Source organism: aff. Roholtiella sp. LEGE 12411 (assembly GCF_015206995.1).
Taxonomy (GTDB): domain Bacteria; phylum Cyanobacteriota; class Cyanobacteriia; order Cyanobacteriales; family Nostocaceae; genus Komarekiella.
The window spans coordinates 25,368-48,571 of sequence record NZ_JADEXR010000028.1 but is presented as its reverse complement, the minus strand read 5'-3'; the positions used below and the strand labels follow the sequence as shown (position 1 = coordinate 48,571).

Sequence of the window (23,204 nt, the reverse complement as noted above, 5' to 3'; positions counted from 1 at the left end):
TACTGTTTCGGTGATATCTTATTTGTGATTTTCACATTTTAGCAATAGCTTTCCATGCAGCTAATCAGAAAAATCTTTACCTTGCCACAAATTCTCTACTTTGTTATCCCGATTTTAATTATCAGCTTCTTATTCACAAAATTAACGACAGGCGCTATTGAAGTTAGTGGTATAGAGTTTATTGGAGAAACCTCTTTACCGAAGGGATTAACTTTCCAAAAAACTGAAGTCGGCGGGTTATCTGGAATTACCTACGACACAATAAATGAACTTTATTATGCCATATCCGATGACCGTGGACAAAGAGCTAATGCCCGTTTATACACTCTGAAAATTGACCTCAGCAAAGGGGCGCTAAAAAATGGTGGAGTTGCTCCTGTTGGTGTAACCACGTTATTAAATGAGAAGAGTCAAACATTCCCTCCTGGAAACATCGATCCAGAAGGTATAGCTTTAACTAATAAAGCAACTGTATTTATTTCTTCGGAAGGTGCTCCCGGAAAATTGATTAATCCTTTTATTAAAGAGTTTTTACTATCTTCTGGTAAAGAAATTACAACACTACCTATACCAAACAAGTTTTTACCTGATCAGAGTAGTCAGCAAGGTATTCGCAATAACTTGGCGTTTGAAAGCCTTACTATTACACCTGATAAAAAGCATCTGTTCACAGCTACCGAAAATGCTCTAATTCAAGATGGCTCAGCAGCTAAACCCAATATTGGTACTCATTGTCGGATTTTGCAATATAACTTGCTTACCAACCAGCCAGAAAAAGAATTTCTTTACAAAACTGAACCAATTACACCGTTTTTAAATGTGACTGGCAAGTTTGCCAGTGGATTACCTGATTTACTTGCACTCGATAATCAAGGACACTTCCTAAGTTTAGAGCGGTCTTTTACTGGCTTGGGATTTGCTATTTTTCTGTTTCAGGTTTCCTTAGAAGGAGCCGATGATATTCATCATATTGACAGTCTTTTAGCAGTTGAATCCCAAAAAATTAAACCCGTTCAGAAAAAACTACTGTTAGATTTGAGAACTCTAGATGTGCTGCTAGACAACATTGAAGGGTTAAGTCTTGGCTCTAAGCTACCGGATGGAGAGCAAGCATTAATTCTTGTTAGCGACAACAACTTCAATCTCCTACAACGTACCCAGATACTAGCCTTTAGACTCAAAATTGAAACACCCATAATCAGATTATTACGCCGTCTCTTTGCAAATTTTAACCGCTAACTATACTGAGCGAAAGGCATGATACTACTGCGGAGTCGCTTCGTGAACATGTCTTTTACCTTGTTAAGTTATTTTTGCTTATTTATGTGTATTCACGGTCTAAAAGAGACAACTAAACCTAGCCAATTTGTCGTTTCAGTGAAATCTCTCAACCACGTACCTTAATGAATATGCTACATAATGTTTAAGAGCTTTTGCATCAAGCCAAACGATGATTTAGAAAATGTCTAACCTTCTTGGTAGCGGTTTTTATGTTATGTGATTAATTCTCTATAATCATTGAAACTTTTCCTAGATATAATCAACAATTAATTAATGAGATTTTATTAAATATAGAATCGCAAACAAACTGGAAAATATGATAGGGCAAAAAGCCGAATTAGACATTTACCTTGGAAAATTTTTAAATAATCGTTATTTAATTAGAGATTTAATTGGTAAAGGTGGGATGGGTAGAGTTTACTTAGCAGAAGATGCCGCTAAAGGTGGTATGCCCATTGCAGTAAAAATTTTATCACTTAGTTTGGCGAATCAGCAAATGTCCCAACGCTTTGCCAGAGAAATTTTTATTAGCGCTCAATTAGGTCGCAAAAGTAAATATATTGTTCGCGTATTAAGTTACGGTGTTACTGAAGACAAAATCCCCTTTTATATAATGGAATACCTCCAGGGGAAGAATCTGAAACAGATTTTAAAAATTCAACCTTCAACAATATCGAGTTTTTTGACTATTTGTAATCAAATCTGCTTAGGACTACAATGCGCTCATCAAGGGATCAGCCTTAAAGGAGAAATTTACCCAATTGTTCACAGAGATATTAAACCAGAAAATATATTCATTAGCGAAGATAACAAAGATGGAAAAAGTATTAAAATACTTGATTTTGGTATTGCCAAGTTTTTAACAGAACGAAGTGGGATGACGCTAACTGATTCTTTTATTGGTAGTTTACCTTACTGTTCTCCAGAACACATGGAAGGACGTAAACTGCTAGATGTGCGTTCTGATATTTATAGTTTGGGAGTGCTGATGTTTGAGATGCTGGCAGGAAAGCATCCATTTCAGACCAAAACTAACTCTTTTGGTAGTTGGTATCAGGCACATCGCTTTCAAACACCACCAACGGTTGAAGAAGTAAATCCGCAAGTAAAAATACCTGAAGAATTGCAAAAATTATTAACAAGTTGTTTAGCTAAAGAAATAAGCGATCGCCCTCAAAATATTAGCGAAGTATTAAACATACTAGAAAAGGTTCAAGGACAGCTTCAAAATAATATTATTAGTAGCAGCGATAGCATTCCAACTCAATATCCGGTGCAATTAGTACCTATAACTTCATTGTCGGAAAAAGAATGCTTGCAGAAGAATTGGCCCAAGAATAAACCAATTGCACCAATTGGTTTTTCTCATTTATTACCTACTTCTCAGGGCAATATACCAACTTTTTGGGCAATGTTGCCTAAACAAGAGATTGCAAAGTTTTTAGATAAAACACATGGTACTGAATTCATTAGTAAAATTGATTTATACCCAATATTATTGTGGGTAATACTACTATATGATGTCCCGCTTTCTCTAACAAGATGGCTATCCTGTTTTTTAGATTTGAAAGATAATAAAGGACAAAAACTAGTGCGTTCTCTAGCAGAAGTAGGCTACTACCATTTGCTATTTTTTACTATAGAAAACCCAAACAATTGCTCTCATGTTATAACTTTAAATCTCACAGCTAGCCAGCGACAGCAACTAGCAGATTGGTTAGACATTAGTCAAGAATCAAATCAATTTATTCTTACCAAGGAAGCTAAGAAGACCCTAAAAATAGAGTATGAAAAGTTAAAATTGGATATATTACGAAAGTTAGTAGTAAATCAAAAAACAGATAAATTAGACTTAAAAAGTTGGATGAGCAAATTATTGAAGATGTTTTTTAAACTTTTATCAAATTCTTAAAAATTCGCTAGATAAATTAATATTATTGCGACTTGAATCTACTTATATTTTTATATATAAAATTATAATTTTAAATTGCGTAAGCAGCAGAGGTTATATAAATGAATCAAAGCCCATTTGCGTCTCCAAGTAGTACGGGGTTGCTTGCCAATCGTTATCAAATTAAGCAGTTAATTGGCAGTGGTGGCATGGGTGAAGTTTTTTTAGCCGATGATATTTTGTTAGGAGGAACACCAGTTGCTATTAAGTTTTTGACTCAGACTGTTGCTAATACTAAGATGCAACAAGACTTTGCCCGTGAAGCTTTAATGAGTGCAGCTTTAAGCCAAAGAAGTGTGCATATTGTGCGGGCGTATGATTACGGCGTGAGCGAAAAAGGTAAACCGTTCTACGTCATGGAATATTTATGTGGCAAGAGTTTAAAAGAGTTAATTCCGCTATCATTGCCAATGTTTATAACACTCTGCCGCCAGATTTGTTTAGGTTTGCAATGCGCTCACCAAGGTATTAATATTGGCGGCAAAATTTATCCTTTAGTCCATAGAGATATCAAGCCTGCAAATATATTAGTTATTCCCGATCAAATATTAGATAAATTAGTTAAAATTCTAGATTTTGGCATAGCAAAATTTTTAAATTTGGCATCAACCGCCAGCACCAGCAGGGGATTTAATGGCACTTTACCTTACTGCTCACCTGAACAACTAGATGGGGAAAAATTAGATAGTCGTTCCGATATTTATAGCCTTGGTGTGATGATGTTTGAGATGCTGACAGGCAAAAAACCCTGGCAACCAGAAACTGACTACTTTGGTGCTTGGTATAAAGCACATCACTTTGAACCACCACAAGCGATCGCAGATGTTAATCCTGCTCTGAGATTACCTCAAGAACTAGATAATTTAATCATGGCTTGTCTTGCGAAAAAAGCAAGCGATCGCCCGCAAAATATCGCCCAAATCCTGGGCGTCTTAGAAAGTTTAGAACAGCCTAACTATCTCAGCCTGCTCAAAACTTTAGCTGCCAAATCTATCCCCAGTAGCCCCTTAGTTTCTGGTTCAACTACCACAATCGAGCAAACCTGTTGGCAACTTCTCTGGCCCCAAGATAAACCAATCCAAGAAATTGTATTTCCTCAACTTCTTGATATGAAACAAGGATTTGTAGCCGCACTATGGCTGATGTTGCCCACACAAGAAATTAAAAAACGTGCCCTTTGTAACCTTTACAATCAGTTTATCTTCATCCAAGCCCCGCATCCGATGCTACTGTGGGTGACTTTACTCTACAATCGGCAATTGGCTCCTAAGTGGCTACCCTGCTATCTAGATATGCAAAATCTCCAAAATCTTAGGCTGGTGCAGTCTCTGGCTGAAAATGAACACTATCCTTTGATTTTCTTTACTCTGGAAGCACCACATACCTGCACTAACGTTCTTAGCAGTCGCATCGATCCAACTCAGCGGCAAACATTGAAAACTTGGGTAAAACAGAGTCAGAACCTACCAGCCTCTTCTCAAGCCCATTTAAGCAAACAGTTGTTAAAACAGCAGTACAAGCAAATGCAATCGCAGATGTTGCAGCGTTTGTCATCAAAGCTCCAGGTTGTAGTATCAGGGCAGATTTAAGATGAATTTTATGCTAACAAAAGTTTGATTTGTAAAAATCTGCTTAGCTTAAGATTTAATTAATAATGTATGTTAATCGAATTTTGAATAAAGTCTTCTGCTAATCTTGGATTCCAGAAGAGATACCAAGGAACCTTTCATGGACGCTCAAGCTTCATGGAAACAGATCAGGTTTGTAAGTAGTGAGCGAGGAAGCAGGGATTGTTGCGAACAATGCGAGGCTTTGTACATAAAGCAGCAGGGCTAAGGAACATTTTGCCAGTCAAAGAACAGTTGTGGGCGAAGTTCGACTTGCTGAAAGCTTTAGTGCGTCGGGATTTAGATGCACGATACAAGGGTTCTATCGTGGGTAATTTGTGGCCCTTGCTAAATCAGTTATCACAGCTACTGATTTACACCTATGTATTTTCGATTGTACTGAAAGTAAAGCTGAGTCTCAGAAGTTTGCCAGAGAACAACTTAACTTTTGGTTTGTGGCTATTTGCGGGGTTGCTACCCTGGATTGCTTTTACAGGTGGCTTGATGCAATCTGCTGGTTCAGTAGTTGGGCAACCTAACTTGGTTAAAAAAGTAGTGTTTCCCTTAGCTTTATTGCCGTTAGTACCAATTTTATCAACGTTCATTGAAAGTTCTTTTGGTTTAATGGCGTTGATTGTTTTAGTGGCGGTAACTTCTCATACATTACATCCTACATTAGCCCTCTTGCCCTTGGTCTGGTTGACGCAGTTATTATTAACAGCTGGATTGGGTTATTTGGCAGCGGGACTAACAGTGTTTTTACGGGATATACCTCAAACCCTAAATGTACTTTTAAATGTCTGGATGTATTTGACACCGATTATTTATCCAGCATCAGCAATTCCACAGGCATGGCAAGCTTGGGTCTTTTGGCTAAATCCGATGACAGCGATCGCTGAAGTTTATCGTGATCTAGTTTTAATTGGGGAGGTGAAGCATTGGGGCGAATGGGGTGTGGCTTCTACAATTTCTGCGATTATATTTTGTTGCGGTTTTGCAGTGTATAAGCGTTTACGTCCAGCATTTGCTGATGTATTGTAGCAAATTACTGGTTAACGATTCTTAAGAACAATCGTAATCATGTCAACTTGCGATGCGCGAGGATGTGCTAGTAGTAAGTGTGCGGTGTTATGGGTGAAGAGATTGCAATTTCGCTGAAGAATATCTCGAAGTGCTACAAGCGATATGCTCGTCCGGTAGATCGACTCAAAGAAATTTTGCTACCTGGAAAGAATCGCGCTCAGGAGTTTTGGGCATTAAAGGATATTAATTTGGTAATTTCTAAAGGAGAAACTTTAGGAATTGTTGGTCAAAACGGTTCTGGTAAAAGTACACTACTACAAATCATTGCTGGAACACTGACACCAACCACAGGAGAGGTATGGGTTAACGGTCGAGTTTCGGCTTTGCTCGAACTAGGTAGCGGGTTTAATCCTGAATTTACCGGACGACAAAATGTATTTTTTAATGGGCAGATTTTAGGATTAAGTCGAGACGAGGTAGAAGCTAAATTTGATGATATTGCTGCTTTCGCTGAAATAGGAGATTTTATTGAACATCCAGTGAAAACCTATTCTAGCGGCATGGTAGTAAGACTAGCATTTGCAGTTATTGCTAATACGGAACCGAGTATTTTAATTGTAGATGAAGCCTTGGCTGTCGGAGATGCAAAATTTCAAGCTCGCTGCATGAAGCGGATTCGTCAACTAAAAGAACAAGGAGTAACTATCTTATTCGTTTCTCATGATTCTGGAAGTGTAAAAATGCTGTGTAATAGTGCAGTAATGATGAATTATGGCAGAATACTAGAAATAGGTGAGCCGAAAGAAGTGGTAAATCATTATATTGCTTTATTAAGCTCAGAGCAAAATGAAAGTGATATAGAGAATAGAAAATTAGAGAAAAAAAAATGTATCGAAGAACCTGATGGTTTAGTCATAAATCATCAAGATAATTCTTTGCATAGGCATGGAAACAAATTAGCTATTATTAAGGATGTTAAAATTTATGATTTAGAAGAAAATGAAATAACAAAAGTGGAAACAGGAAAACCTATCCAAATTAGCATTTTACTAGAGGCACAAGCAGAACTATCAGACTTGATTGTAGGTATTTCTATTAGAAATTTGATGGGATTGGTGATTTATGGAACTAATACTCAGTTACTAAATATCAAATTACCAAAATTAGACAAATTTCAGCAATTAAAAGTATGTTTTCAAGTTATTTGTTACATGAATAAAGGTATTCACACAGTAACTGTAGGAATACATTCGGAAGAAGGTTTAAGTTATGACTGGATTGATGAACTGGTTGTTTTTGAAGTAAATAATAGTACTGTTTGCGATGGTTTTATAGATCTAAGGTCTACTGTCAAATTTAGTAACAATGAATTTTATTCCATAGCATCTAACTTGGAAAATGCATAATTAATCAAAAAAACTTCAGGACTAACAATGGCTTATTTGGCAAGATTATATTCAGGCATGTAAATCAAGTCAATCAAGCTATAATAACTTGATTCTCAAGATATTTTCATTTATTTTTAATGGTTGAACCATGATTGAAGCAAATAATTACCATCCTAAAATTAATATTGATGAATTGATGCAGAAAATCCATGACGAGGTAGCTAAACGTCAAGTTAACTCTCAACCAGCGGGTTTAAAAGCTAATGCAGACACATCCAAAATAAAGTTAAATATTAGCTATATTGAAGCTTTACTCAAGAATGCAGAATCTCGAACATTTATCAGGACAAAGTGGCCTGATAAGCTGGATCGGTTTCCTTTTAAATTTAACAAATTACAACAGGTTATTCTGAAAGCTATTAATTTTTTCTTTAAAGATCAACGAGAAGTCAATTTCAACTTAATTAACTCTTTAAAAGAATCTATAGCAATTAATCGCCAGCTAATAGAGCAAATCACAACTTTAAAGCTGCAAGTGGATGAGCGCCTGGATACTTTGGATAGAAACGTCCAAAGAATAGACGACAGCCTTAACACTATTAATACTTTAGTTGGTAGTTTGTTAACTAGTATTCAAGAGCGCTTGGATGCCATGAATATTCGAGTACAAGGAATAGATGAGCATCTGAGTGGGGGAGATACTCATATACAAGAAATAGATGAGCATCTGAGTGCTGTAGACACTTGCATACAAAGACTGGATGAGCACCTTATTGCTACAAATACTCGTATCGAAACAATAGATGAACTTTACATCAGAAACGATAGTTATCTTAAAAATGACCTAATGCAGCAAAAGCGTCTGATAACAATATTTTTGGAAGAGGCGCGAAAATGTTTGCCAGAACCTTTTAGCCAAGAGCATCTGCAAACCTTTGTCAATGAAGACCAACATTTATTAGATGCTTTTTATGTAGCTTTTGAAGATCAGTTTAGAGGTAGTCGGGAGGATATCTTTAATACTTTAAAAGTATACCTGCCCTTGATTCAAGAAGCTCAGGTTGGTACACCTGAATCATCAATTTTAGATGTGGGCTGTGGACGAGGTGAATGGTTGGAATTGCTACGGGAATCTGGATACACAGCCAGAGGCATAGATATCAACAGAGTGATGCTAGAACAGTGTCGCTATAGAGGACTTGAGGTAGTAGAAGCAGATGTTATTGAATATTTACGAACTTTACCTGATGGCAGTTTGGGTGCTGTAACGGGGTTTCATATTATTGAGCATCTCTCATTTGAAACGCTAGTTCAGTTATTTGATCAAACTGTCAGGGTACTTAAGCCAGGTGGATTAGTAATTTTCGAGACACCAAATACTAGAAATATATTAGTGGGATCTGGAGATTTTTACAGAGATCCAACACATAAAAATCCGATTCACCCTGACACAATTAGTTTTCTAGCTAAGTCAAGAGGCTTAATAAAAAGTGAAGCATATTTCTTGGAAGAAATTCATGGAATGTTGAATCTTGTTAGCTCATCTGAAATAAGATTTGATGATTTAAACGATTACGTTAAGGTTTCACGGAATATGGTATTAATAGCTTACAAAGCATGAAAATAGGAGTTACAAATTTTCAGGATGAGAATAGGAGTTGCCACAGTTCAAGTACCTTTTATACGCGGTGGGGCAGAAATATTAACAGATGGTCTGGTAAAGGCTATTCGTGAAGCAGGTCATGAAGTTGAGGAAATATCCATGCCTTTTCGTTTCGCTCCAGTGAGCGAAGTTAAGCGTAGTATGGATGTTTGGGCTAGTGAGAACTTTGAGTATATGAATGGCTACACTATGGATTTGGTCATCTGTCTCAAGTTTCCCACCTTTTACTTGCAGCACCCTCATAAAGTTGCTTGGATTATTCATCAACATCGTGCCGTATATGACCTTTGGGACACCCCTTTTACTGAGGGCTTATCAACAACATCTGATGGTCAGGCACTTAAACAAGATATTATTCAACGTGATACGCAAGCATTAAATGGTTTTCATCAGCTTTTTACTATAGGAAAAACAGTTTCCAAGCGCCTTGAATATTTTAATCAAATTAATTCGATTACTCTTTATCATCCTCCAAAACTAGATAGTCATTTTTATAATGCTCCAGCAGAACCTTACATCTTTTTTCCAAGTAGGTTAGAAGGACTGAAAAGACAACATTTATTAGTTCAAGCCATGAAGTATGTCAAATCTCCAGTTGTAGCCTTGCTGGCTGGAGATGGAGGGCAGAAGATGGCTTTACAAAAACTGGTTGAACAACTAGATATTAATCACCGAGTGCGTCTGATAGGGAGGCTTTCAGATGTGGAGATGCTCGGTTTCTATGCTCATTGTCTTGGTGTGTTTTTTGGTTCCTATGATGAAGATTACGGTTATGTCACCTTAGAGGCAATGTTAGCTGCTAAACCGGTAATCACTTGCAATGATTCAGGAGAAGCAGTAGAGTTTGTAATTGACCAAGAAACAGGTTTTGTTGTTCACTCAGAACCAGAGGCGATCGCTCAAGCAATTGATGATTTATACTTTTCTCAAAACAATGCTGCGGCAATGGGAATGGCAGGGCTGGAAAGATACCGATCGCTAGATATATCGTGGGATAATGTCATAAACAATCTTCTATATAAGTAATTGCTTAAAAATACTTAATACAGTCAAATGGTATGAGAAATCTGAAGGTTCTTACTTCCAAAATTATTGCGAAATTATCTAACTTATATGCTAGCAATAGTGTGATTAATAAAGTTGTATATCGCTCAAATACTTTGAATCAAGTTAATGTAGACCAAATTGAATATAAAACTATTAGTGAATTTGATTACTTACAATATCCACGTAAGCTCAATCTAGGATGTGGATTTGATATTCGTTCAGGTTACTTAAATGTCGACTTCCAGGATTTTCATAACCCAGACTTGGTAGCCGATATTAGAAAACTAGATATACTCCCGTCAGGATTTTATGAAGAAGTAATTGCTCAAGATTGTCTGGAACATTTCCCTCGATGCGATACTGAGCCTGCATTAGCTGAATGGTCAAGATTACTCAAGTCAGGAGGTATTCTGAAACTTCGAGTTCCTAACTTGATTGGTTTACTTGAGCTTTTTTTGTGGGAATCAAAGCAATCTGCTGAAGAACAAAAGGTATTAGTTCAATGCATGTATGGAACACAAGCTTATGATGGCGACTGGCATTTAACTGGTTTTACACAGATTCTGTTAGAGCATTATTTAGAAAAAGCTGGATTTAACAACATTAAGTTTGAAACAAAAGACCATTGGTTATTTGAAGTGATTTGTGAAAAGAAATAATTTGTAGAATCAATAGACCTCTTGCAGACTTATATGCTCATTGTCTAGGTGTGTTTTTTGGTTCCTACGATGAAAATTACCCTTATGTGAGGTTAGAAGCAATGTTGGCTGCTAAACCAGCATTACTTGCATCGACTCAGGAGAAGCGGTAGAGTTTGTAGTTGACCAAAGAACAGATTTTATTGTTCAACCAGAGGCTAAGGCGATCGCGCAAGCAATTGATGATTTATACTTTTCTCAAAAAAGTGCCGCTGCAATGGAATGGCAGGACTAGAAAGATACCGATCGCTAAACATATCGTGGGAGAATGTTCTGCAAAATATCCTATACTAAGCTTTAATCTACCAGCTCGTATATTTACAGACTCTCATGATTGTTGTTATCAGGGGGCAAGAAAATGTTCACGATTGAAATAGACTATCCTCCCACTAGTCAAATTCAGCCACGTTCCACTTTAGGAAATACAAATAACTATATTGACAGCGTCCTATCAGCGTCTATAGATTCTTACCATGATACTCTGACTCAATTCCAAAAGCATTTTCCTCAATTGAGGGAAATAGATGCTTATCCTAACGTTCAACCAATAGCTCCACATTTTAGTAATGATTTTATTCTTAGGCTAGACTGTGTATCGCTATATTGCATGATTGCTGAAAAGAAACCAAACAGATATACTGCCAAATTTTTATATATCTACGAAGCCTGAACTGGTGAAAATTGGGGAACCTCTCTGGACATCAGATAGTAAATTCAAAGATATTGAGAGGTATGGCTGTAGTTTTTGGATGCGAAAGAAATAAAAAGCTAGTTTATCAAAATCATGCAAATAGCCATTATTGCTCCTAGTCCTGTTCCATTTTGTATTGGTGGGGCTGAAAATCTCTGGTGGGGACTACTAAAATCTATAAACCAAAATACTCATCATCAGGCAGAATTGATTAAGTTACCAAGTCCAGAAAGGAATTTCTGGGAACTCATAGATAGCTACAAAAGTTTTTCTGAATTAGATTTGACTCACTTTGATTTAGTTATATCTGGTAAATATCCGGGATGGATGGTACAGCATCCTAATCATATTTGTTATATGCTGCATCGATTACGCGGCTTATATGATACATATCATTTTACTAAATACCCGGAAATCTATAGTTCTAAAAATCAAGATATTACTGCTTTACAGAAGTTTATCAGAAGCAATCAGGGAAATAGAAATGCCTTAAAAGAATTTTTTGAAAGATTAGAACGACTGCGCTCTAACTCAAATTGCCCAAAAGATGCGTTTCAGTTTCCTGGGCCTTTAATACGAGAGTTTGTTCATTTTCTTGATGGCATAGGTTTAGCCTCTAATGCAATTAACAAGTATGCTGCAATTGCTCAAAATGTAGTCAAGCGGCAAAATTATTTTCCTTTAGAAAGTTCTGTAGAAGTTATATATCCACCTTCCAATATCGAGTCTTTTCGTAGAGGTAATAGTGACTATTTATTCACAGTTGGTCGTTTAGATAGTGCTAAACGTATCAGCTTATTAATCCAAGCAATGAAGTATGTGAAAACAAATATTCAGTTAAAGATTGCTGGAACAGGCCCTGACGCTGATTATTTAAAACAATTAGCGGGAGAAGACGAAAGAATTGTTTTTTTAGGATTTGTTAATGACCAAGAAATAACAAATATTTATGCCGATTCTCTAGCTGTTTCTTACGTTCCCTATGATGAAGATTATGGACTAGTTACCATAGAAGCAATGATGAGTGGTAAACCAGTATTGACAACAACAGATGCTGGCGGCCCTAATGAGTTTGTTATTAATAGTGAGACAGGGTATTCAGTTCCTCCCGAACCACAAGCACTGGCTGAACGCATTGATTATCTGTGTGAACATCGAGACGAAGCACAGCAAATGGGTTTGACAGGAAGGAAGCTAGTTGCTGGAATTAATTGGGAAAACACAGTCGCTAGGTTATTAGGCGATAAACCAACTACATATAATAGTCCAAGCATCAAAAAGCGGCAAAAAATTACAGTAGCTTTAACATTTCCTGTCTTTCCTCCTAGAGGTGGTGGACAAAGCCGAGTATTTCACTTGTATCGGCAAATAGCTAGTCAGTTTGATGTTGAACTAGTTACATTTACAAATGCCGATCAAGAGGCATTTCAAGGTGAAATTGCTCCTAACTTGTATGAAACACGAATTCCTAAATCACAACAGCATCAAGAGCAAGAGTGGCTAATTGAAAAAAAGGTAGGAGTACCGATTACAGATGTGATTATGCCACAACTGTACCATTTAACTCCTGCATATATGGCAGCTTTAAAAGCATCTGTAGAATCCTCAGATTTTGTAGTTGCTTGCCATCCTTACCTTTTGCCTGCAATTCAAGCAGTGACTAACAAAGCAATTTGGTATGAAGCTCAGGATGTGGAAGTTGAACTAAAAAAAGGTATTTTACCAAATAATCCCATAGGGCATGAGTTATTGGAAATCACTCGCAAAATTGAAGATGAATGTTGTCGTCTAAGTGAACTCATCATGGTTTGCTCTATGGATGATGCTAAGACTCTTCATCAAATATATGGTACAGATATAAGCAAAATTCTTGAAGTTCCTAATGGTGTAGATTTAGAAACAGTTAATTACGTCGATATAGAAAAGCGGTATTTAAATAAACAAAAATTAGGTTTATCTGGAAGTTTTACTGCAATATTTATGGGCAGTTGGCATAGTCCTAATTTAGAGGCAGTATGGCACATTTTTAAGATGGCTCAGGAACTTCCTGATGTTAATTTCCTCGTTATCGGCAGTGTAGGTTTGGCGTTTCGGGATGAGCCACGTCCTGCAAATGTTGGCTTCATGGGTGCAGTAGATGAAGAAACGAAAAATACTGCTTTTGAATTAGCAGATGTAGCACTTAACCCAGTCACTTTTGGTTCAGGGACTAATTTAAAAATGCTAGAGTACTTTGCATCTGGAATTCCTGTAATTTCTACACCAACTGGTGCAAGAGGATTAGGAATTGAGGATGGCAAACATTGTACAGTTGTACAGCTAGAAAACTTTCCTGAAGCGATCGCTAATATAAAATACGAAGATTTATTAGCTAGAGAGATGCGTGTCGAAGCTGCTAAACGCCTTGTTCAAGAAAAATTTGATTGGCAGGCGATCGCTAACAATTTCATTCACGATATTACCTGTAAATGCTTTAATTCAAAAGACTAATATTATGAAACTCTCTGTTATTATTCCTTGTTTTAATGAATGTGAAACAATTGAGCAAGTTGTGCAAGCGGTTAAGTCATCTCCTATCAAAGATTTAGAAATAATTATTGTTGATGACTGCTCAACAGATGGTACACGGGAAATATTGCAATCTAAATTAGAACTAGAAGTAGACATAATTATTTATCACAAACGTAATCTTGGAAAGGGTGCAGCGCTACGCACGGGTTTTGCAGGGGCGACTGGAGATATAGTAATTGTTCAGGATGCAGATTTAGAGTATGATCCTCAAGAATATCCTCTAATGATTAAACCTATTCTTGATAATAAGGCTGATGTAGTCTTTGGCTCACGTTTTCAAAGTGGTAGAGCTCATAGAGTTGTTTACTATTGGCACAGAGTTGGTAATGGATTTCTAACTATGTTGTCCAATATGTTGACTAATGTCAACCTTACAGACATGGAAACCTGTTATAAAGCGTTCCGGCGAGAAGTAATTCAAGCTATCAAAATAAAAGAAAATCGTTTTGGATTTGAACCAGAAATAACCGCAAAAGTTGCAAAAATGGGATGTCGGATTTACGAAGTAGGTATATCTTATTATGGTCGTACTTATAACGAAGGTAAAAAAATAGGTTGGAAAGATGGGATAAGAGCTATATTTTGTATTTTAAAATATAATCTTTTTTGATAAAAATAAATTAAATTTTACTTAAAATATATGAAAATTAAAAAAATATACCCAGCAGCTTTATATATATTTTTTTGTTTCTTTGGTGTATTGAATGCATTTAAGCCTACAATTTTATCAGGATTTTCCTCCATGCAAGCAGATGCTGGAGATACCAGATTAAATCATTATTTTTTAGAACACTCATTTCAACTCTTAACTAATAGAAATTATGTTGGCGAGTTATTCTCACCAGCTTTCTTTTATCCTTATAAAAATGTTTTAACTTTTTCAGATAACTTATTTGGTTCTGCTCCCATATACTGGGCATTGAGAGCCTTATTTGATCCAGACTTATCATATCAATTATGGATGATATTAGTATGTATCCTCTGTTTTATTAGCTTTGCTATATTAATGCGGCATTATCGTACAAGTCATGTACCAACAGTAATTGGTGCTTTTCTTTTTGCGTTCGGTATGCCGAGACTTGTTCAAATTCTTCATCAGCAACTACTTCCTCAGTTTTTTACACCACTTGCATTTCTGTTTGTCTGGAATTTTATCAAATCGCCCAATAATAAACAACTTGCATTATCGCTTATACTGATTTATCTTCAAGTTCTTTCTGGTATCTATTTAGGCTGGTTCTTGATATTTAGTTTAATGATTCTTATAGTGATAGTATCTATCTTAGATAGAAATACTTTTTATCGTCTAACTACATATTTTAAGCATAACTACAAAGCAGTTATTACAATTACTTTAACTTGGGCATTACTCATGTATGGTTTGCTTAGACCTTACATAAATGCTAAAGAAATACTTGCGTATCGCAGCTATGCAGAAGTAGACTATATGCTGCCTAGACTTTCCTCTTGGTTTTTACCAGCACCTGATAGTCTTTGGTGGTCTTCGCTTTCAGTATTTTCTAAAGACTTACAAATGACTCAAGAACACCATTTATTTCTAGGGTTCTTAGTTATTTTGTTAATTGGATTATCTGTTTACATGTTACTGTTTCGACAGTCTGTATTAACTTCTGAAAGAAGTTTTCTTATAAAAGTCTGCCTACTTGTTGCTTTCACTCTTTTTATTCTTTGTATACGTCTACCAAATGGTTGGTCACTTTGGAGAATTATTTATAGCGTTATACCTGGCGCTTCGGCAATTAGAGCAGTGACTCGAATTTGGACAATAGTTTATTTTTATCTCATAGTTGCCGCAATATTATGCTTGGACTCTCTGATACGTACTATGCTTGGAAAGCAGGTACGTATGTCAATATTAAGCTTACTTTGCCTTGGATGTTTACTAGAACAAATTGTAATTAATTTACCTAGCTCTGAAAAACTACTTTTTACAAAAGAAGTTCTACAAATTCAGGAATTAATGCAAAGTGATTGTAATTTAGCGTATGTCACACTGAATCCTGAAAAGCCGTATTGGGTATCGCATTTATCAGCTATGTGGGCTGGTATAAAAGCCAATGTCCCTGTTGTAAATGGTTATTCAGGAAATAGTCCGCCTAACTATAGTGGTGTTTCTAAGTCAATGAATACCGCTCAAGTTATTAACTGGTTAGGAGAAGATAGCCGAGGGAAACTTTGCATCATATCTCAGCAGTCTCTAAAAGAGAAAGATAAACTTATTAAGATGTATTCAGTTAAAGAAGATATTAACTCTTCTCAAAATTTAATATCTTATGAAATTCAGTTGCCTATACAAAAAGTATTCTCACAAAAAATAGAAGCTTATGCAGTTCCAAAAACTCTCAGCAAAGATGAATTATTAAAAATACCACTTATAATTACAAATACTAGTAACTTTTTATGGTCTACCATAGGTAAACATCCCACAAACTTCAGTTATCGTTGGCTAGATCCTACTGGAAAATTGGTAATGTTTGACGAGGATGGCAAGCGTACAGCCCTTCCTTTTGATCTATCTCCTGGAGAGTCAGTAGTAATTAATGCACTGATTAAAACACCCACTAACCCAGGTAAATACAGTTTAGTTTTAACTATGGTACAAGAATCAGTGGCTTGGTTTATCGATAAAGAAGCGAAATCTCTCCAAATTGACGTAACTATCACTTCTAATTCTTAATATTTAATACTTCAATTAAGCGTATGATAAAAAACTGATTAATGAGTGAGAAGATGCTTTTTTAACACTACAGTTAACACTACAGTAATAACCATCACTTCTAATTCTTAATATTTAATACTTCAATTAAGCGTATGATAAAAAACTGATTAATGAGTGAGAAGATACTTTTTTAACACTACAGTAATTTATTTGATTGCTCATGTCAGTTTTAGCCAGTGTGGCAGGACAGTTTTTTTTAAAGTAGCTACCCTCAAGTTAGGCAGAGTTGATGTCGGCAATGAAGCTATTTTCGTGACATGTCTAGTAGGTTTGAGTTTAATAGTGAGTGGAGTAATATTATTAGTTTGGGAAAAATAAAATCTAATGACAAACGTGACAAAAAAAGCCCTAATCACTGGTTTAACTGGACAAGACGGTTCCTATCTTGCCGAACTTCTCCTATCTAAAGGCTATCAAGTCTTTGGTCTAGTCCGCCGTTCTAGTACCAGCAATCTGGAGCGTATCGCCCATCTTTCAGACAACGTTCAAATATTATCAGGTGATCTCTTGGATCAATCTTCCTTAATGGATGTAATTGCCGAAGCTCAACCTGACGAAATTTACAATCTTGCCTCTCAAAGCTACGTACCCCTTTCTTGGACTCAACCAGCCCTCACTGCTGAATACACAGCCCTTGGTGTTTCCCGTCTCTTAGAGTCTATCCGTCGCTGCAAACCGGATGCTAAATTTTATCAAGCCTCTAGTAGTGAAGTTTTTGGTCAACCAGACGAATCACCCCAAACTGAACGCACCGCTTTCCGTCCCCGTAACCCCTACGGTGTTGCCAAAGCTTATGCTCATTGGATGACTATCAACTATCGGCAAAAATACAACCTCTACGCCTGCTGTGGTATTACTTACACTCACGAATCCCCTCGACGCGGTACAGAATTTGTATTTCGCAAAATTACACACACAGCTGCCCAAATCAAACTGGGCCTGGCAAATGAACTAAAATTAGGCAACCTAGATGCTCGTCGTGACTGGTGCTACGCCAAAGATGCCGTTTACGCTATGTGGCTGATGTTGCAACAGGCACAACCTGAAGACTACATCATCGCCAGTGGTGAAACTCACTCTGTCAAAGAACTTGTTGAGTGTTCCTTCAACTGTGTTGGTTTAAACTGGCAAGATTATGTCTCTGTTGATCCCGCATTTTACCGCCCTGATGAACCTGTGCAGTTAATTGGCTCCATTAATAAAATTAAGACCGAGTTAGGATGGCAACCTCAACATCCCTTTCAGCAAATGGTTGAGTTAATGGTTGATTATGACCTGAAAAAATTAAGCAACGGCGGAGCTTAAATATCTAATGTTAAAAGTTGTAGTTGATGCCACTCCAGTAGATTCAAAACCAAGTGGAGTTGGCTTTTATGTTGCTAATTTAATCCGCTCACTTGACGCTTTACAATCCCAAGAGAAATTTCAATTGGAGATTGCCTATCAACCAGGATTTAAAAATTGGCTTTCAGGCAAACTAGCTTTACCTGATTGCTTAAATCAAAATTCTTCTATTCATCATATACTACCCATACCTGTCAGAATTTCTGATTTATTCTTGACATCAACTCAAGCATCAAGTTTATTTCTATACTCTTTTCAGAATTACTTAGAACAATGTTTTGATTACCCAGATATATTACATGGAACAAATTATTCAGTTTATCCCTGTAATAACAGCTTAAAGGTTATGAATATATATGATTTGACTTTTATTAAATATCCTAATTATATAGACTCAGTTGTTAAAACATATACAAAAAGAGTTAAGCACTGCTTACAGTGGACAGATTTAGTATTAACAATTTCAGAAAGCTCTAAAAAAGATATTATTGAGTATTTAGAAGTAGATCCACAGAAAATCTATGTTACTCCTCTAGCTAGTCGTTACCATCTAAGTTACTTATCTGAAGAAATTGTTGAGAAGCTTGAAAAGCAAGCTAAATACGATTTTTCCAAACCCTATCTACTTTTTGTTAGTACCATAGAACCACGAAAAAATATTAATAATATAATTAAAGCATTCAACTTCTTAAAACAAAAATATAAAATTGAACATCACCTAATATTAATTGGTAAGAAAGGATGGAATTATGAACCAATATTTATGGCTATTGATACATCTCCCTGGAAACACGAAATTCACCATCTTGACTATTTGTCAGATAAATTAGTAGCACTATTTTACTCAAAAGCCGATGTTTTCGTTTATCCTTCTCATTACGAAGGTTTTGGTCTACCAGTACTAGAAGCAATGACTCTAGGCGCACCTGTTGTCACTGCTAATACTTCATCACTTCCAGAAGTAACGGGAGATGCTGCTATATTAATTGATCCCAATGATTTTATCCAACTAGCTGAAGCTATATTAAAAATAATTAATGATTGTCAATTTAGGCAAGAACTAATTAACAAAGGTCAAGAAAGAGCAAAATTATTTTCCTGGGAAAGAACAGCAAAAGAAACGCTCAAGGCTTATAGAGATTTTGTTTGATGAAGACAATAGACACTTTTGACTCTAATCAATTAATTGTTAATTTATCAATTTTGTTTTCTCAACCAACGGGTATAAGTAACTACGCTAAAAATATTTTTCCTTATTTAAAATCTCTCAACCCAACCCTATTAACAACCCAAGAATATCCAGAATTTAACTGCTACACAGTTCCAGATAATCTTACCCCCGATCGCGGCACAAAAGGACATTTCAACCGACTGCTCTGGACACAGTTTCAACTACCACAAATTTATAAAAAGTTAAAATCCCGGCTGTTATTTTCCCCCTTACCAGAAGCACCACTTTATAGTAAATGCCGTTTTGTTGTCATGTCTCACGATTTGATACCACTGCGCTTTCCTAAACGCTTCTCACCTTTGACGCCATACCATCGTTACTACGTCCCTCGAGTTCTCCAACAAGCACAACACATTATCTGTAACTCCCACGCTACAGCTAATGACATCATCAACTTTTACCAAATTCCCGCGAGCAAAATTACCCCCATTCCTCTGGCTTACGATCGCCAACATTTTCGCCCCTTGTGGAAAACATGGGAAGATGGAGAGGTGAAAAGATGGAGTCAAGGTCAGTGCTATTTTCTTTACATTGGGCGACACGACCCTTACAAAAACTTGCACAGGCTTATAACTGCTTTTGCTGCACTACCTCATAAAAGCAACTATCAACTATGGTTAGCAGGCCCAACTGATGGGCGTTATACCCCATTATTACAAGCACAACTTGAGGAACTGGGTATTACTCATCAGGTGCAGTTTCTCAACTATGTACCTCATAACGAATTACCAACAATTATAAATAGTGCGATCGCTCTTGTTTTTCCTAGTCTTTGGGAAGGCTTTGGTTTCCCTGTCTTAGAAGCAATGGCTTGTGGTACTCCAGTAATCACCTCTAACCTTTCTTCTCTCCCAGAAGTGGCTGGCGACGCTGCAATTCTCATTAACCCCTACAACACAGCAGAAATCACCGCCGCAATGCAAACCATCGCTACGGATTCAGGATTGCGATCGCACCTTTCCAACCAAGGTATAAAAAGAGCAAATCAATTCAGTTGGAAAAAAACAGGACTTGCTACCCTACAAGTCTTAACTTAGCACCGTAACTATCTTGTGCTTATTACTTATTTTAATACGCTTAGTTTAAGTATATTTATCTTTCATATATCTTCTTTAATCTCTCTATACAAGGGAGTTAGAGAGATTAAATCTTACTCTAGAACGTATTGCTTGATCTCCCTTGTCTCAGATGACATCAAAGGTAAAAACATGTCTTAATTTTTACTTAAATTTACGAATAAACTACAGAAAACTAAAATTCAAAGTTATAACAACAACCGTTAAACTACTTAAATATTTTCCGTATTTATCCAGTTAGTTCAGTATAAAAACTGAGCTAGTTTTATGCTTTATTTGCCAAACTACGACAAGCTATTCAAAATCTGAACCAGCGTAAACCGAAATGAGGAGTAAAACTGAACTATGACTAAGGCAGATGCAAATTCAATTCATGGGCTTTATGTGGCTTACTTCGGTCGCGCAGGCGATCCAACTGGTCTACAATTTTGGGTTTCCCAAGCGAATAAAGGCGTATCGCTCGAAGACATCGCCACAGGTTTTGCTGGTGCAAAAGAGACTAAAGATAAATATCCTTATGTAGCTTTTCCTGATATCTCCGATCCGACTGCATTCGTCAAATCTATCTACCTCAATGCTTTTGGTCGGGAAGCTGAAACCGATGGATTAAATTTTTGGGTTAATAGGTTAAAAACTTTAGGCTCGGCTCAAGTTCCGACGTTTATCCTTACATTGACCCTAAATGCTGGGGGTACAGATAAAACAGCTTTCCAAAATAAGTCTGCCATTTCTGCAAGATTTACTGCTGGACTGCTCAACAGTAATATCCAAAACTTCTCCGCAGATTTATTTGCCCAATCAACAAGTATCCTCAATACGGTTAAAGAAACCCCTGAATCCCTTACAGCAGGTAATACAGCAGTTGATAAAGCCATCACTGATTTCGCGTCCGCAGGTTCAACCTTTACCCTGACCACTGGCACTGACAACCTCACAGGTACAGCGAATAATGACGTATTCATCGGTGACGGTGCTGGCGCTACTACGGCTACTGTCCAATCTGCCGACCAAATCAAAGGGGGCGCAGGTAGCGATACCTTTAGATACTTCAATTCAACAGCTAATTTGCCAACTCTAGAAAGTGTTGAAAATATAGAATTGGTCAATGGGACAGTAGGTATTGACTTTACTCCCCTTGCTGGCAAAGGGGTTGAAAAAGTTACCCTTGTAAATAACCCTACAGGTTCTTATACCTTCAGTGGACTCAAGGATATTATCCTTGGTGTTCAAGGTCTTACCAATACCGGGTTGGGTGTCACGGCTGATTTTGGTACTGTTGCAACCAGTGCGACCTTTTCTATCAAAGATTCAAAATTGGGTGGACTTATCCAAAATGGTGCTGGAGTCGCTACGCTTAACCTTATAGCTGAGGGTTCAGGGAATAGCGTTACGACATTAACAACACAAACGGCGGTGAAAACCCTGAATCTTAGCGGTGCTGGTGGACTAGAAATTACTAACCTGCTCAATGCCAACATAACAACGATTGATGCGAGCAAAAACACAGGCGGTGTCAAACTAAAAGCGGGTACTGGAGGAAATGTTACCTTCACAGGTGGTAGCGGCGAAGATAGCATTGCGTTTTCAGCAAACGATTTCAACGCAAGCGATAAGCTTGATGGCGGTCTTGGCAAAGATACATTAGTGCTAGCCGATGCCACTTTTACCCAAGCCTTATATGATGCTATCAACACTGCCAAGAATTTTGATGCCTTGGGCTTTAGTGCAGGTACAACAGTCGATGTTAGCAAGACAGCTGCCCTTAAAGAATATCTATTCCAGGCACAAAATAATACCGTTACTGGAGCAGCTGGAGATAACAAATTTATCTACACCGCAACTACTGCTGGAACTTTCGCTATCACCAGTAATGGTGTAGTTAACTTAACGCTTCAAAACGCGGCAGCAATTAGCACACTTACCTTAACTAGTTCTCCCACCCTCAATTTAGCTTCTGAGAAAGGTTCTGGAGTACTAAATGCTGCTAATAATTCGATCGCGGCTATAGCGTTTACTAATAATCTATCTGGTAGCTCTGCTCCCTTAACGCTCAACCTGACGGGTGACAAAAACCTAACTATTACAGCATCTCCAGCCGCTGGTATAACTATCAACGCTAGTGTTTTCAAAGCAGACTTAACCGCTACTGGTGGTACTACTGGCAATAATACATTAACAGGTGGTGATGGTAATGACTCATTAACAGGTGGTGGTGGTTCTGACTCATTAACAGGTGGTGCTGGTAATGATACGTTAACAGGCGCCGCTGGTGCTGACTCATTAACAGGTGGTGCTGGTAAAGACATCTTTAACTATAATGGATTGACTGAATCCAATGCAGGAAGCCTAGCAGGATCTGTTACCTTTGATACAATTACTGATTTTGCGGTAGCAGATGATGTCATCAAAATAACTGGATTTAGTGCCGCTAATTTGGTTGCTCAGTCAACTGTGCAGACAGCTGTGGGTACATCTTCAACCTTAACCCTGGCGGTTAGTGCTGCTGCTAATGCAATTGGAGCTAGCAAGTTTGGTGCTTTCCAATTCAGTGGTAATACGTATGTATTAGGTAATGATGCCACCCCAGGTACTGTAACCAATGCTGATCTACTGATTGGCCTTACTGGCAACCTGACGCTGACTGCCTCGAACTTCTCCTAGTCATTGCTCTTGTTTGAAAAAACAAAAGATTGCTCTTAGAGGATGTTTTAAAAGTATTGAGCGAATATGATTCGCTACTACACAAACTAAGTCCACCTCCGTGAACTAACTAAAATAGATACTTTTCAACCCGCGCAAGCGGGTTTTGTCTGTCTAGCTGAGCCAATGCGTTGGTGTTAGCGGTAGCAACATAGGAGCATCAGCAGTCCAGCTTTGAAAATGTCATTCTGTT

General features: G+C 37.2%; 16 protein-coding genes. All 16 read left to right on the top strand.

Translation table 11 applies throughout. From position 1 onward, the window contains the following. Positions 1-54 precede the first annotated feature (54 nt). The 16 genes from IQ246_RS09050 to IQ246_RS08975 all read left to right on the top strand — a co-directional run bounded on the left by IQ246_RS09050 (position 55) and on the right by IQ246_RS08975 (position 22,972). Entirely contained in the window at positions 55-1,239 is a 1,185-nt protein-coding gene (locus tag IQ246_RS09050) for an esterase-like activity of phytase family protein (protein ID WP_194002164.1), read from the top strand. A 358-nt stretch (positions 1,240-1,597) separates the two neighbouring features. Continuing rightward, complete coding sequence (locus tag IQ246_RS09045) at positions 1,598-3,193, top strand: serine/threonine-protein kinase (RefSeq protein ID WP_194002162.1); 1,596 nt, start codon at positions 1,598-1,600, stop codon at positions 3,191-3,193. A gap of 101 nt (positions 3,194-3,294) precedes the next feature. Continuing rightward, positions 3,295-4,821, top strand: coding sequence for a serine/threonine-protein kinase (locus tag IQ246_RS09040; RefSeq protein ID WP_194002160.1), 1,527 nt, complete (start codon positions 3,295-3,297; stop codon positions 4,819-4,821). 213 nt (positions 4,822-5,034) lie between these two features. Next, complete coding sequence (locus tag IQ246_RS09035) at positions 5,035-5,880, top strand: ABC transporter permease (RefSeq protein WP_194002181.1); 846 nt, start codon at positions 5,035-5,037, stop codon at positions 5,878-5,880. 89 nt (positions 5,881-5,969) lie between these two features. Beyond that, a complete protein-coding gene (locus IQ246_RS09030; protein ID WP_194002158.1) occupies positions 5,970-7,268 on the top strand; it encodes an ABC transporter ATP-binding protein in 1,299 nt (432 codons plus the stop codon). Between the two features lie 130 nt (positions 7,269-7,398). Then, positions 7,399-8,871 (top strand): bifunctional 2-polyprenyl-6-hydroxyphenol methylase/3-demethylubiquinol 3-O-methyltransferase UbiG, encoded by a 1,473-nt coding sequence (locus IQ246_RS09025; protein WP_194002156.1) that lies wholly within the window; start codon positions 7,399-7,401, stop codon positions 8,869-8,871. Between the two features lie 24 nt (positions 8,872-8,895). Continuing rightward, positions 8,896-9,939: a glycosyltransferase family 4 protein gene (locus IQ246_RS09020; RefSeq protein WP_194002154.1), complete on the top strand. Its 1,044-nt coding sequence runs from the start codon at positions 8,896-8,898 to the stop codon at positions 9,937-9,939. A 32-nt stretch (positions 9,940-9,971) separates the two neighbouring features. After that, the gene (locus IQ246_RS09015; protein WP_194002152.1) at positions 9,972-10,619 is read left to right on the top strand and encodes a methyltransferase domain-containing protein; all 648 of its coding nucleotides are present in this window, start codon (positions 9,972-9,974) and stop codon (positions 10,617-10,619) included. A gap of 397 nt (positions 10,620-11,016) precedes the next feature. Continuing rightward, the gene (locus tag IQ246_RS09010; protein WP_194002150.1) at positions 11,017-11,328 is read left to right on the top strand and encodes a hypothetical protein; all 312 of its coding nucleotides are present in this window, start codon (positions 11,017-11,019) and stop codon (positions 11,326-11,328) included. A gap of 114 nt (positions 11,329-11,442) precedes the next feature. Further along, positions 11,443-13,839: a glycosyltransferase family 4 protein gene (locus IQ246_RS09005; RefSeq protein ID WP_194002148.1), complete on the top strand. Its 2,397-nt coding sequence runs from the start codon at positions 11,443-11,445 to the stop codon at positions 13,837-13,839. Positions 13,840-13,843: 4 nt separating this feature from the next. Beyond that, positions 13,844-14,530 (top strand): glycosyltransferase family 2 protein, encoded by a 687-nt coding sequence (locus IQ246_RS09000; protein ID WP_194002146.1) that lies wholly within the window; start codon positions 13,844-13,846, stop codon positions 14,528-14,530. A 30-nt stretch (positions 14,531-14,560) separates the two neighbouring features. Further along, the gene (locus IQ246_RS08995) at positions 14,561-16,618 is read left to right on the top strand and encodes a hypothetical protein (protein ID WP_194002145.1); all 2,058 of its coding nucleotides are present in this window, start codon (positions 14,561-14,563) and stop codon (positions 16,616-16,618) included. Positions 16,619-16,993: 375 nt separating this feature from the next. Further along, complete coding sequence (locus tag IQ246_RS08990; protein WP_194002179.1) at positions 16,994-17,965, top strand: GDP-mannose 4,6-dehydratase; 972 nt, start codon at positions 16,994-16,996, stop codon at positions 17,963-17,965. A gap of 7 nt (positions 17,966-17,972) precedes the next feature. Then, the gene (locus tag IQ246_RS08985; RefSeq protein WP_194002143.1) at positions 17,973-19,154 is read left to right on the top strand and encodes a glycosyltransferase family 1 protein; all 1,182 of its coding nucleotides are present in this window, start codon (positions 17,973-17,975) and stop codon (positions 19,152-19,154) included. Beyond that, entirely contained in the window at positions 19,154-20,272 is a 1,119-nt protein-coding gene (locus IQ246_RS08980) for a glycosyltransferase family 1 protein (protein WP_194002141.1), read from the top strand. The genes IQ246_RS08985 and IQ246_RS08980 overlap by 1 nt, the downstream gene beginning before the upstream one ends. A gap of 384 nt (positions 20,273-20,656) precedes the next feature. Then, the gene (locus tag IQ246_RS08975) at positions 20,657-22,972 is read left to right on the top strand and encodes a DUF4214 domain-containing protein (protein WP_194002139.1); all 2,316 of its coding nucleotides are present in this window, start codon (positions 20,657-20,659) and stop codon (positions 22,970-22,972) included. The last annotated feature ends 232 nt before the right edge of the window (positions 22,973-23,204 follow it).